This window comes from Nocardioides sp. NPDC127514 (genome assembly GCF_040302125.1).
Classification (GTDB): domain Bacteria; phylum Actinomycetota; class Actinomycetes; order Propionibacteriales; family Nocardioidaceae; genus Nocardioides.
Window position 1 is genome coordinate 65509 of the sequence record NZ_JBEORF010000018.1, and the last position, 12679, is coordinate 78187.

General features: G+C 70.3%; 10 protein-coding genes. 4 read left to right on the forward strand and 6 right to left on the reverse strand.

The genetic code is table 11. The features are described 5' to 3' along the window. Positions 1-56: 56 nt before the first annotated feature. The 4 genes from ABTX24_RS15750 to ABTX24_RS15765 form a co-directional block, all read right to left on the reverse strand. Positions 57-1361 carry a citrate synthase gene (locus tag ABTX24_RS15750; RefSeq protein WP_160027084.1) on the reverse strand — a complete coding sequence of 435 codons (1305 nt, stop codon included), beginning with the start codon at positions 1359-1361 and terminating at the stop codon, positions 57-59. A 69-nt stretch (positions 1362-1430) separates the two neighbouring features. Next, positions 1431-1622, reverse strand: coding sequence for a hypothetical protein (locus tag ABTX24_RS15755; RefSeq protein ID WP_350840797.1), 192 nt, complete (start codon positions 1620-1622; stop codon positions 1431-1433). 35 nt (positions 1623-1657) lie between these two features. Continuing rightward, the gene (locus tag ABTX24_RS15760) at positions 1658-2686 is read right to left on the reverse strand and encodes a helix-turn-helix domain-containing protein (protein ID WP_350840799.1); all 1029 of its coding nucleotides are present in this window, start codon (positions 2684-2686) and stop codon (positions 1658-1660) included. 51 nt (positions 2687-2737) lie between these two features. Beyond that, entirely contained in the window at positions 2738-3742 is a 1005-nt protein-coding gene (locus ABTX24_RS15765; protein ID WP_350840801.1) for an alpha/beta hydrolase, read from the reverse strand. 173 nt (positions 3743-3915) lie between these two features. Here ABTX24_RS15765 and hrpA point away from each other — a divergent pair, with 173 nt between their 5' ends. From hrpA to ABTX24_RS15785, 4 genes are all read left to right on the forward strand, one after another. Then, on the forward strand, positions 3916-7788 hold the full coding sequence (gene hrpA / locus ABTX24_RS15770; protein WP_350840803.1) for an ATP-dependent RNA helicase HrpA: 3873 nt from the start codon (positions 3916-3918) through the stop codon (positions 7786-7788). Positions 7789-7827: 39 nt separating this feature from the next. Beyond that, positions 7828-8424: a hypothetical protein gene (locus tag ABTX24_RS15775; RefSeq protein WP_160027094.1), complete on the forward strand. Its 597-nt coding sequence runs from the start codon at positions 7828-7830 to the stop codon at positions 8422-8424. Positions 8425-8664: 240 nt separating this feature from the next. Continuing rightward, the gene (locus tag ABTX24_RS15780) at positions 8665-9075 is read left to right on the forward strand and encodes a type II toxin-antitoxin system PemK/MazF family toxin (RefSeq protein ID WP_350715211.1); all 411 of its coding nucleotides are present in this window, start codon (positions 8665-8667) and stop codon (positions 9073-9075) included. A 153-nt stretch (positions 9076-9228) separates the two neighbouring features. After that, entirely contained in the window at positions 9229-10560 is a 1332-nt protein-coding gene (locus tag ABTX24_RS15785; protein ID WP_160027098.1) for an ABC transporter substrate-binding protein, read from the forward strand. An 85-nt stretch (positions 10561-10645) separates the two neighbouring features. On the opposite strand, the gene ABTX24_RS15790 is transcribed toward ABTX24_RS15785, so the two are convergent. After that, positions 10646-11932, reverse strand: a complete 1287-nt coding sequence (locus ABTX24_RS15790; RefSeq protein ID WP_350715212.1) for an HRDC domain-containing protein — start codon at positions 11930-11932, stop codon at positions 10646-10648. A gap of 58 nt (positions 11933-11990) precedes the next feature. Next, positions 11991-12629 carry a DUF3000 domain-containing protein gene (locus ABTX24_RS15795; RefSeq protein ID WP_160027100.1) on the reverse strand — a complete coding sequence of 213 codons (639 nt, stop codon included), beginning with the start codon at positions 12627-12629 and terminating at the stop codon, positions 11991-11993. Positions 12630-12679: the final 50 nt, after the last annotated feature.

Genomic DNA, 12679 nt, shown 5'->3' on the forward strand with positions numbered 1-12679 from the left:
AATCCGTCCTCGCTTCGCTCCGGGCGGTTTGCGCCGACTCGAGCCTGGCTAAGCGCTCACGCCCAACGAACGTCGCGCGGAACGAAGGTGAGTCCGCGCTCGCCGGTGTAGATCTGCTTCGGACGGGCGATCTTCTGCTCCTTGTCCTGGACGAGCTCCAGCCACTGGGAGAGCCAGCCCGGGGTACGCCCGATGGCGAACAGCACGGTGAACATCTCGGGCGGGAACTCCAGGGCCTCGTAGATCAGGCCGGAGTAGAAGTCGACGTTCGGGTAGAGCTTGCGCTTGACGAAGTACTCGTCCTCGAGCGCGATCTTCTCCAGCTCCATCGCGATGTTGAGCAGCGGGTTGGTGCCCGTGACCTCGAAGACGTTGAGCGCCTGCTGCTTGATGATCGTCGCGCGCGGGTCGTAGTTCTTGTAGACCCGGTGGCCGAAGCCCATCAGCCGCTCGTTGCCGGCCTTGACGCCCTCGATGAAGGCGGGGATGTTCTCCACCTTGCCGATGCGGCGCAGCATCCGGAGCACGGCCTCGTTGGCGCCGCCGTGGAGCGGGCCGAAGAGGGCGCCGACACCGGCAGCCACCGAGGAGTAGGGGTCGACCTGGGTCGAGCCCACGCTGCGGACGGCGTTGGCCGAGGCGTTCTGCTCGTGGTCGGCGTGCAGGATGAAGAGCGTGTCGAGCGCCTTCTCGATGCGGTCGTCCGAGGCGTACTTGCTCTCGCTCATCTTGAAGAGCATGGAGAGGAAGTTGCCGGTGTAGGACAGGTCGTTGTCCGGGTAGACGTACGGCTTGCCCTGCGCGTGCCGGAACGCCCACGCGCCCAGCGTCGGCATCTTGGCGATCAGCCGGATGATCTGCAGGCGACGGTTGTCGGGGTCGGAGATGTTCGCGGCGTCCGGGTAGAACGTCGACATCGCACCGACCGACGCCATGAGCATGCCCATCGGGTGGGCGTCATAGCGGAAGCCCTGCATGAACTCCTTGATGTTCTCGTGCACGAACGTGTGGAAGGTGATCTCGTGCACCCACGCGTCGTACTCCTCCTTGGTCGGCAGCGCGCCGTGGACCAGGAGATAGGAGACCTCCAAGAAGCTCGACTTCTCGGCGAGCTGTTCGATGGGGTAGCCCCGATACTCGAGCACGCCCTTGTCACCGTCGATATAGGTGACGGAAGATCGGCAGGAAGCGGTGTTGACGAAGCCGGGGTCATAGACGGCCAGGCCAGGACCTTCTTCCTGGGTGGCCGGGTCAGCGGCCTTGATCTTCCCCAGGTCGGCGGCGCGGATGGTGCCGTCGGTGATCGGGATGTCGTACTCCACCCCGGTGCGGTTGTCACGCACTGTTAGAGATTCGGTCACGATCAGCAACGGTAACCCTCTTGAAATCCCCTACGTAACTCGGCGTCCCACCCATTGGCCGATTTCGACTCAGAGTCGGAACCTGTCCCGCGCCGGTTTGGTGTCGCTGGACGGCTCGTCGTCGCCGAACCGGGTCAGCGCATCGCGCAGTCGATGGAGGTCGAGAGCGGTCTGCACCGACCGCTCGTTGAGGGTGTCGTCCTCTCCTCGGAGCGCACGCAGCGCATCCTGGACCTCGGTCTCGCTCGGCTCCCCGGTCATGGGGACATAATCTAGGTGCCCGGACCAAGACCCGCCTAGTGCGGATCGCCCACGATCTGCTGTTCGGTGCCGTGGGCCACACGCCACAGCAGCAGCGTGACGGCCGCACGCTGCCGTCCACGCCCCTTGGTGGGTGCGTAGCCGAGCTGACCACTCAGCCAGGTCAGCCGCTCCTGCAGCGTCGAATGGTGCACATGGAGCATCGCGGCCGACTGCCTCAGACTCGGCTGGTCGAGCACTGCGTGGAGGGTGTCCACGACCCACGGATGCCCGGCGAGCAGCTCATCCAGACGGCGTACGTCATCCACGCCCGCGGCCTCGTCGGCGCTGATCCGCTCGGCGATGACGGCAAGTGCCCCGAGGTCGTCGTAGCGGACCATCGCGGGCGCGAGACCGCCCACGTCGGCGGCCAGCCGGAGAGCCGTACGTGCCTGCTCCAGCGCGGCCGGCAGCTGCAGCGGGTCGGGGGCGACGGCGGCCCCCGCGCGGACGCCCTCCGGGATGGTGGGCGTGCCGGGAAGCAGCGCGACCACCAGGGCGCCGACGGTGCTGATCAGCGTCGCTCGCAGGTGGGCCGAGGTGCTCAGCACGACCGTCACGGGGCCGCTCAGGCCGAGCCGGGCGACCGCGTCGCGTCGGTCGGTGTCGGTCGCGTCGGGGTCGCACGCGATCCTGACCAGCCCGCTCGTCGAGGGATCGGACGAGCCCGTGCTGAGCGCCTGCAGAGCGCGGGCGGCACGTTCGAGGATGAGCGCGTCGAGCGGGCCGTCGCCCCCGGTGCGCTCGAGCCAGAGCCAGGAGCCGGGCTGCCCGGGGATCGGCTCGTGGCGCCAGCCGCCCTCGGCCTCACCGGCCAGCGCGCGGCCGTCGGCCGCGAACCGCTTGACGAGGCCCCGCGCGGCGTCGTGGAGTCCCGCGGGGGAGCCGGCCAGCGCCGCCGCGGCGCGCACGACCGCGGCCGTCGACGTCCGTTCGTCCACGAGCCGGTCGAAGTGGTCGATGACGCGCAGCGCACTGGCCGCGTCGTCATCGACCACCTCGAGCTTGCCGATCAGATCTCGCACCTGGAACCTCCCCCGCCACTATCGCCGACGGGACGCGAGCGGGCCAGGGGATCAGGCCTCGAGCGCTCTGCGGATGAACTCCTCACGCGTCGCGACCGAGGCGCGGGAGAGCGCCGTGTGAGCGGCCATCAGGTCGAACCCGTGGAATCCGCCGCCCCACATGTGGAGGTCGACGCTGACACCGGCCTCCGACAGCCGGCGCGCGTAGGTCAGCGTCTCGTCGCGGAACGACTCCGCCGAGCCGGTGTCGATGTAGGTCCGCGGAAGGCCGGTGAGGTCCTCGGCACGTGCCGGCGCGGCGTACGGCGAGACGTCCGGGCCGCCGCGGCGCTCGCCGAGCAGCGCCGTCCAGCCGAACAGGTTGGAGTTGCGGTCCCAGACCCCCTCCTCGTCGAGCATGCGGCTGCTGTGGGTCTCGAAGCGGTCGTCGAGCATCGGGCAGATGAGGATCTGGTGGCTCAGCCGCGGGAAGGCCCGGTCCCTGGCGAGCAGGGCCGTACCGGCGGCGAGACCCCCACCGGCGCTGGCGCCCGCGATGATGATGCGCTCGGGGTCGATGCCGAGCTCCGCGGCGTTCTTCGCCGTCCAGACGAGGCCGGCGTAGCAGTCCTCCACGGGAGCCGGGTCCGGGTGCTCGGGTGCGAGGCGGTACTCGACGGAGACCACCACGGCGTTGCCCTCGGCCACTTGCGGCAGGAAGGTCTCCACGCCGAAGCTTCGGTCGCCGACCACCATCCCGCCGCCGTGGGTGTGGTAGACCGCCGGGCGCGGGGCGCCCTCGGCGGTGGGCCTCAGGATCAGCAGGGTGATGTCCGGAGCGCCCTCGGGGCCGGGAACCTGCCGCTCCTCGACCTGGACCGCGCCGCCGACGGTCAGGTCGACCGGGTCCATGCCGGGGAAGCCCTCGGCGGTCTGCTGCCGCACCGCGTCGAGGTTCTCCGCGGTGAAGGTCGGGAGGGCCTGGCGTACCGCCTCGAGGACCGGCACGAGCTCGGGATCGAACGGCGGTCGGACGGGGGTCTCGGGGAAGATCTGGTCGGCGGTCTGCTCGGTCATGGGGGTGCTCCTTCGGTGAACGGGGGTGGATCCAGCCTCCTCCCGGCGCCGCCGGTCACGGTACCCGGCCTGTGGCGGGAATCACATCGGCTGCCCCCGCCATCCGGCGGGCCGGGCTCTGCGAGAAACCGATGTGCGGTCGAGGGGTACGCCGGGGGAGAATGGGTGACCTCATGTCCTCCGACCAGCCTGCCGCCGTCTCCGTGGCGATCACCTACCCTGCCGAGCTCCCGGTCACCCAGCGCCGCGAGGACATCGCCGCGGCCATCCGTGATCACCAGGTCGTGATCGTCGCCGGTGAGACCGGCTCGGGGAAGACGACGCAGCTGCCCAAGATCTGCCTGGAGCTCGGGCGCGGGTCGGCCGGCCTGATCGGGCACACCCAGCCGCGCCGGATCGCGGCACGCTCGGTGGCCGAGCGGATCGCGTCCGAGCTGGGCACCGAGCTCGGGGACCTGGTCGGCTATCAGGTGCGGTTCATGGACAAGTCCTCGGCGGCCTCGCGGATCAAGCTGATGACCGACGGCATCCTGCTCGCCGAGCTGCAGCGCGACCGCGACCTGCGCCGCTACGACACGATCATCATCGACGAGGCCCACGAGCGGTCGCTCAACATCGACTTCCTGCTGGGCTATCTGCGCCGGCTGCTGCCGCGGCGTCCCGATCTCAAGCTGATCATCACCTCGGCGACGATCGACCCGGAGCGGTTCGCGGCCCACTTCTCCGACGTGAAGACGGGCGAGCCCGCGCCGATCATCGAGGTCTCCGGGCGCACCTATCCGGTCGAGGTCCGCTATCGGCCGCTGATGGAGCTCTCCCAGGAGGACGAGGAGGGCGAGGTCGTCGTCCGCGACCAGACCGAGGCCATCGTCGACGCGGTCAAGGAGCTCTCGGCCGAGGGGCCCGGAGACGTCCTCGTCTTCTTGCCCGGTGAGCGCGAGATCCGGGACGCGGCCGATGCTCTGGGTGATGCGCTCGGGCTGAACAAGGGTCGCTCCGGAACGGGTCTCGTCGAGATCGTCCCGTTGTTCTCCCGGTTGTCGGCCGCCGACCAGCACCGCGTCTTCTCGCCCCACACCGGCCGCCGGATCGTGCTCGCGACCAACGTCGCCGAGACCTCGCTGACGGTCCCCGGGATCAAGTACGTCGTCGACACCGGTGTCGCCCGCATCTCGCGCTACTCCGCCCGCACCAAGGTGCAGCGGCTGCCCATCGAGCCGATCTCGCAGGCATCGGCCAACCAGCGGTCGGGACGTACGGGCCGGGTCGAGGCGGGCATCGCGATCCGGCTCTACTCCGAGGAGGACTATCTCGGACGGCCGGAGTTCACCGATCCGGAGATCCTGCGCACCAACCTGGCCTCGGTCATCCTGCAGATGGCCTCGCTCGGGCTGGGGGACATCGCCCGGTTCCCGTTCGTGGAGGCGCCGGACCGGCGCAACATCACCGCCGGCGTACAGCTGCTCGAGGAGCTCGGCGCGATGCGGGGGCAGCGGCTGACCAAGCTGGGCCGGCGACTGGCCAGGCTGCCGATCGACCCGCGGCTGGCCCGGATGGTGCTCGAGGCCGAGCGGCTCGGGTGCGTACGCGATGTCATCGTCGTCGCCGCCGCGCTCTCGCTCCAGGACCCGCGTGAGCGGCCGGGGCAGGACCACCCCAAGGAGCAGGCGCAGGCAGACCAGCTGCACGCGCGATTCAAGGACGAGACCTCCGACTTCCTCACCTGGCTCAACCTGTGGCGCTACCTCAAGCAGCAGCAGCACGAGCTCTCCTCCAGCGCGTTCCGGCGGCTGTGCAAGCGGGAGTTCCTGCACTACGTACGCGTCCGGGAGTGGCAGGACCTGGAGTCGCAGCTGCGCCAGGTGTGCCGGGAGATGAAGATCGACCTCGGCAAGGGACACCGCGACGTCATCGAAGCCGGCGCAGACGCAGGCGAGAACAAGGTCGCTTACGACGCCGACGGGATCCACCAGGCGCTGCTCTCCGGGCTGCTCTCGCACATCGGGGCGCTGGAAGAACGTGACAAGAAGGCAGAGGCGGCGGCCGGACGTGATCGCCGACGGCCGGGCCCGCGGGAGTACGAGGGTGCCCGCGGCGCTAAGTTCGCGATCTTCCCCGGGTCGGCGCTGCACCGGAAGAACCCGCAGTTCGTGATGTCCGCCGAGCTCGTCGAGACCTCCCGGCTCTGGGCCCGGCAGAACGCCTCGATCAAGCCCGAGTGGGCCGAGAGCCTCGGTCGTGACCTGGTCAAACGCACCTACTCCGAGCCGCACTGGTCGCAGAAGCGGGCCTCGGTGATGGCGCGGGAGAAGGTGACCCTCTACGGGGTCCCGCTGGTCGCCGACCGTCCGGTCGCCTTCGGCAAGATCGACCCCGAGCTGAGCCGGGAGCTCTTCATCCGGCATGCGTTGGTCTACGGGGAGTGGCGTACGAACCACCGCTTCCTCCGCGACAACGCGAAGCTCGTCGAGGAGGCCGAGGAGCTCGAGCACCGCGCCCGGCGCCGCGACATCGTGGTCGACGAGCACGCGCTCTTCGACTTCTACGACCGCCGGCTGCCGGCCTCCATCGTCTCCGGGGCCCACTTCGACCAGTGGTGGAAGCAGGCCCGGCGGGAGACGCCCGACCTGCTCACCTTCGAGCTGTCGATGCTCACCAACGACGCCGCGGGGGAGGTGACCGAGAGCGACTTCCCGGCCGAGTGGGACGCCGGGCCGCTCACGTTCTCGCTGAGCTACCACTTCGAGCCGGGCGCGGCCGATGACGGACTGACGATCGACGTACCCGTCGCCACGCTCAACCGTGTCGGCGCCGACGACTTCTCCTGGCTGGTGCCGGGGCTGCGCGAGGAGCTGGTGACCGCGCTGATCCGGTCGCTTCCCAAGCCGCTGCGGGTCAGCTTCGTGCCGGCCCCCGACAAGGCGCGCGCCTTCCTGAAGGAGACCCCGCCGGGGGAGGAGCCGCTGCTGACCGCGCTGGAGCGCTGGGCGCGCTCGACCGCGGGCGTACACATCCCTCGCGAGGCCTGGGACTGGGCCAAGGTGCCCGAGCATCTGCGGCCGACCTACCGAGTCGTCGGCGAGGACGGCAAGGAGACCGCGAAGGGCAAGGACCTCGACGCCCTCAAGGCGCCGCTCGAGGGCGAGTTCAAGGCGGCCATCGCCGAGGTCGCGGCGTCGGCCGGTCACACCCGCACCGGCGAGACGAGCTGGGTCTTCGGGGACATCGCCACCACGGTGACCGAGAAGCGTGCCGGTCATGAGGTCACGGTCTTCCCGTGCCTCTCCGACGAGGGCACGACGGTCGGTCTCGTCGTCGCCGGATCCGCTGAGGAGGCCGAGGCGAGGCATCGTCTCGGCGTCGTACGCCTGCTGCTCCTGGCGCTGCCCGATGTCACCAAGCAGGTCGTCGACGGGCTCTCCACCATGGAGAAGCTCGCGCTGGCCGGATCCCCCTACCCGAGCGCCGCCGAGCTCGTCGAGGACTGCCGCGCCGCCGTCGTCCGCCAGCTGGTCGATGCCCGTCCGCTGCCGCGGACGCAGGAGGCGTACGCCGCCGTCCTGGCCGCCGCGGGCACGCCGGCCGACCTGGTCGCGGCCGTCCGTGCGGTCCTGGCCGACGTGATGCGGGCGCTCGAGGCGTATCGCGAGACCGACAAGGCGCTCTCCGGGCGGGCCGACATGTTCCAGCTCCCGGCGCTGACCGACATGAAGGACCAGCTCGCCCGGCTGGTGCACCGTGGGTTCGTCGCGGAGGCGGGTGCTCAGCAGATCAGGCGGTATCCGACCTATCTGAAGGCCATCGTCGAACGCCGCCGCAAGCTCGACGCCGACCTGCGCGCCGACCGAACGACCCACGACCGGATCGCGTCGCTCCAGGACGCCTACCTGCACCAGATCGAGGCGCTGGCCGAGGGACGGCCGCCCGGTCCGCGGCTGCGGCAGGTGCGGTGGATGCTCGAGGAGTACCGCGTCCAGCTCTGGGCCCAGCATCTCGGCACCGCCGAGAAGGTCTCCGACGCGCGGATCCGCAAGCTGCTCGGGTAGCGCTGTTACATGCGTGCGGCGGCCGCTACGCTCAATCCGATGTCCAGAGAGTTCCATTCGCCGATGCGTCCCGGGGACGGCTTCTTCGACTCCCTCCTCGGGGGCGACGACCCTGCCCTGGTGCAGGAGGCGGCCGACGCGGCGGCGACGGCGCTCGTACGTGGCGCGCGGGACAGCGACGACCCGGCGGTCGCCGAGCGGATCCTCCATCTGGCCGAGTCCGAGGGCATCGAGACGATCGCCGAGGTCTGGTCGAGCTCGCCGGCGGAGTCGCTGGCCGGCTGCCTGTGGCGCCTCTACCTGCTCCGCAGCTGGGTCTACGCCGACCCGGTGGGCGCCGCGCGCGAGTTCGAGGCCGGCCGGGCGAAGGCCCAGGTCGCGCAGGTCGTGGCCGGTGTCGCGGATCCTCCCGGTCCGGAGGAGCTCAAGGCGATGGTCGACGAGGTGCTGCGCGGCATCGCCGGCAGCGACTTCGCCGTGGTGCTCCTCCGCGCCGCCGCGTTCTCCCGCGTCATCGCCGCCGGGCGGGCGGCCCTGGACCCGGACGCGGCCGCGAAGGACGTACGCAACATGCTGCAGCTCTCCGAGCAGCTCGAGGCGGCGGGGCATGCCGAGCTCGAGCAGCGGTTGATCTGACTGCAGAGGAGCAGCCCGTAGCGATAGGTTGTAGCCTCCTGTTCGCTTTGATGCGGAGGAGGTTGGGCGCACCGTTACACTGGTGCCGAACACGTCGGGCTGCGGCAGCCCCGGGTCCCAACTTCAGCCGCTTCGAGCGGCCTTGCGCCGTGAGGCGCTCCCGGTCCGGCGTGTTCATCATCTTTTTCGGTGCACCTCGGCTGGGTGGCCATGACGCCAGCCACCGACCAAGGAGCCGTAGTGACCGACACCCAGCCCGCAGCGCGCGAGGGCGCCATCTCCTACGAGCCCGAGATCGGTGACGGCAACGCCGACCCGGGCGAGGTCGTGTGGGGCTGGGTGCCCTACGAGGACGACGAGACCCAGGGCAAGGACCGGCCCGTTCTCGTGATCGGCCAGAAGGCCGGCGTGCTCCTGTGCCTGATGCTGACCAGCAAGGACCACGACCGAGACGAGGCGCAGGAGGCGCGGCACGGGCGGCACTGGATGGATGTCGGCACCGGCGGCTGGGACCGCCAGGGGCGACCGTCCGAGGTGCGGCTGGACCGGCTGATCCGGATGGATCCGGCAGATGTACGCCGTGAGGGCGATGTGCTGGCCAAGGAAATCTTCGATGATGTGATCAAGGCCGCACGCGATCACCTCGCCTGAGCCGGTCCCCGGGGCGCATTCTCAGGAAGTGTCCAGGTACGTATCGTAAAGTGAATCGCTGGTAAACCGGGTCTGTGGTTCCATCACAGACCCGGTCCTGGTGTTGAGATGGAGGAAATGGTGCGGCGCACGCGGCTGGCAACGGCGCTTCTGGTGACGGTTCTCTCGGCGTCCCTCGCCGCCTGCGGTGGTGGTGACCCGGCCTCGAAGCCCTCGCCGAGCACCACGACGAAGGCCCCTGCCGAGGTGAAGCTCGTCTTCGGGGTCTCCGGCCACAAGACGCTGGTCGACACCTACAAGCAGCTGGCCGCCGAATACACCCAAGAGGTCCCCAACGTCACCGTCGAGGTGAAGTCCTGGCCGACCGCCGACCAGCTCACTGCGGCGGTCAACAGCGGCGAGAAGGTCGACGTGGTGCTCACCCCGCGTGCCGATGTCGCCGCGTTCGCCGAGGACAAGCGGATCCAGCCCGTCGACACCCTGCTCGAGGCCCGCAACGTCGACTTCGGCGACAAGTACTCCCGCGAGGCGATGGAGGACTTCTCCGTCGAACGCCGCCTCGAGTGCATGCCCTACTCGGTCTCGCCGCAGGTCGTCTACGTCAACACCGGGCTGCTCGACTTCGACGCCATGAAGGAGGAGGGCCTCCCCACCCCCAGCGTGCGGGCCGACGGTTCTCTGCGTGGCTGGACCCTCGAGCAGTTCAGCTCGGCGATGACCTACGCCGCCGAGCACCACAAGGGTGTCCGGGGCACCTACGTCGAGCAGAACCTCTCCGCGCTGATGCCCTGGCTCGCCGGCGCCGGCGCGACCCTCTTCGACGAGCCGCTGGCTCCGACGTCCACCGCGCTGGAGGACTCGGCCGGGGCGTACGAGGACCTGGTCGAGGCGCTGACCCAGCCCAACGTGCTGGCCACCGCGAAGGATCTCAACGGCCGCACCCCGTTCCAGGCGTTCAAGCAGGGTCGCCTGGTGGCGCTGGTCGGTGACCGTTCGCTGGTCTCCGACCTTCGCGCGACCGACGCGATGGAGTGGGACGTGATGCCGATGCCAGGTGGCAACGGCACCACCGGCGACTACGCCGGACTGTGCATGGGCTCGGAGACCGCCGACCCCGACGCCACCGCCGACTTCCTCACCTACCTCATCTCGACCGAGTCGGTCGTGAAGATGGTCCGCACCGGCCACTTCGTGCCGGTCAACTCCGAGGTCGGCTACGCGCCGGTCTTCACCCAGCCCGAGCGCAACCCCAAGAACGCCCGGATCTTCACCGACACCGTGCGCGACATGCAGGTCCTCCCCGAGGCCACCCAGCTCGCCCAGCTCCAGAAGGTCGCCGCCGTCGCGGTCCGAGGCTCCTTCGCGGTCACCGAGCCCGACCAGATCGAGGACTACGCGGTCCAGATCGACGAGCTCTCCAAGACCGTCTTCCCCCAGCCCACGCCGGCGGCCTCCCCGTCCCCCTCGATCTCACCCAGCTCCTAGCAGCCGAGGCGTCACGTAGGTCGGCCGAGCCGTCGCGGCGATGCCAGCTCGGCCGTCCTAGGTGACGCCTCGGCCGACGTACGGATCAGGGCTCGATGTCCGCGTGGAGGACGGCGTCGGTGAGGAGCGGGGCGGTGAGGGCGATCTGCCAGCCGCGGGCGCCGAAGCCGGAGAGGAGCTCGATGATGCCGTCGAGCAGAGCGCCGGGGTCGCGGGTCTTCGGCGGCGTCCACATGGCGCGGCGCAGGAAGTCGGGAGTGAGCAGGTTCTCGGCGGGGAGGTTGCGGGCCTCCGCGAGGGCGTTGACGGACTCGCGCGCCAGCGTGAGACGACGGGCGGCGGCGGGATCCTTGTCGGCCCACGCACGCGGCGGGGGAGGACCTTCCGAGCGCGGCGACCGCACCGGGAGCTCGTCCTCGTCCATGGTGACCGCGCGGTTGAGCGCCTTCACCCAGGAGGTCGCGTAGCGCTCGGCGCCACGGCCGTGGAATCCCTTCAGCCCGAGCAGCGCGGCCTTGTCCTGCGGGAGATCCTGCGCGGCGGCGACGATCGCGGCATCGGGAATGATCCGGCTCGGGGTGACGTCACGCTGCTGCGCGATCCGGTCGCGCTCGGTCCACAGCTCACGCACCGCGGCGAGCCCGCGGCGGCCGCGGACGCGGTGCATGCCGGAGGTGCGTCGCCAGGCATCCGTACGCACCGGCGCCTCGAACCCGCGCAGCCAGTCGAACTCCTGGCGGGCCCAGGCCTCCTTGCCCTGCGCGACGAGCTCGTCAGCCAGCGCGTCGCGCAGCTCGACGAGCACTTCGACGTCGAGCGCGGCGTACTCGAGCCAGGCGTCCGGCAGCGGCCGGGTCGACCAGTCGGCCGCGGAGTGCTCCTTGAGCATGGTGAAGCCCAGCACCGTCTCGACCAGGGTGCCGAGCCCGACGCGCGGATAGCCCAGCAGCCGCCCCGCGAGCTCGGTGTCGAACAGGGCGGAGGGGTGCAGGCCGAGGTCGCTGAGACAGGGGAGGTCCTGGGTGGCGGCGTGCAGGATCCACTCGGTGCCCTCGAGCGCGTCGACCAGCGGCTGCATCGTGGACAGCTCGATCGGGTCGATCAGCCAGATCCCGGAGCCTTCGCGGCGCAGCTGGATGAGGTAGGCGCGGTTGGAGTAGCGGTAGCCGGAGGCGCGCTCGGCATCGATCCCGACCGGGCCCGAGCCGGCGGCGATGGCAGCGGCGGCCTTGACCAGGCCTTCGTCGGTGTCGGTCACCGGAGGCAACCCGTCGCGCAGGGTCAGCAGCGGCGCCGGAGCATCTTCTGGTGTGTCCGGCCCTGTCTCGGCCTCGGTGTTGTCCTCGATCACGCCGCCACCTCCGTCGCGCATGCGCCATGATACGGACGCGGCGGCGTGTTGGCCCGATGGGTCACTCGCTGACGTTCGATCACACGCCTCGCTGCCCTCGCCGGCTCGGTATGACGGTGACGCCCTCCGGCACCGGAGGAAGTCCCGCGGCCGTGCAGAGCAGCTCGCCCCATGCCTCGGTGTGTGGTCGCAGGTCCAGGTCGCCCGAGGCCGTCCCCACCGGCGTCCAGGAGGCGCGGATCTCGATCTGCGCGGTGCCGTCCTCATCGGCCATCCCGCCGTAGGCCTCGGTGGCGACGCGGGTCACGGTGCCGGCGGCGGCGACGTGCTCGGCGCCGTGACCGGAGAGCGCGTCGAGGAGCCAGGACCAGCCGACCTCACCGAGCAGCGGGTCGCTGATGTGCTCGACGTCGATGTCGGCCCGTGCGTACGCCACCAGCCGGAAAGTGCCGGGCAGTCCGTGCACCGTGCCCCAGGCATCGTTGCCGTCGGGGTCGTGCAGCAGGATCAGCCGTCCGGTCGCCACGTCGACGTCGCCGACGGTCACCTCGGCGGACAGCGCCGCGGCGTACGGAGCGATCCGCTGGGGCGCCGGCATCTCCTCGGCCAGCACCTCGGGTCTGAAGGTCGCGGCGCGCATCCCTTCCGCGGCGGACCGGAACACGGCAGGACCGGTCTCCGGTCCCGCGGCGGGACGCGACTCTCCACGGACGACCATGTGAACAGGGTATGTCTTCTGCGCGATTCGCGATGTGCGTACACGCCGCG

What these genes read in the sequence shown, in the direction of transcription:
- ABTX24_RS15755 (WP_350840797.1), bottom strand. Translation starts at nt 1,622, where the DNA reads ATGACCGGGGAGCCGAGCGAGACCGAGGTCCAGGATGCGCTGCGTGCG.
- ABTX24_RS15765 (WP_350840801.1), bottom strand. Translation starts at nt 3,742, where the DNA reads ATGACCGAGCAGACCGCCGACCAGATCTTCCCCGAGACCCCCGTCCGA.
- hrpA (WP_350840803.1), top strand. Translation starts at nt 3,916, where the DNA reads ATGTCCTCCGACCAGCCTGCCGCCGTCTCCGTGGCGATCACCTACCCT.
- ABTX24_RS15775 (WP_160027094.1), top strand. Translation starts at nt 7,828, where the DNA reads ATGTCCAGAGAGTTCCATTCGCCGATGCGTCCCGGGGACGGCTTCTTC.
- ABTX24_RS15790 (WP_350715212.1), bottom strand. Translation starts at nt 11,932, where the DNA reads ATGCGCGACGGAGGTGGCGGCGTGATCGAGGACAACACCGAGGCCGAG.
- ABTX24_RS15795 (WP_160027100.1), bottom strand. Translation starts at nt 12,629, where the DNA reads ATGGTCGTCCGTGGAGAGTCGCGTCCCGCCGCGGGACCGGAGACCGGT.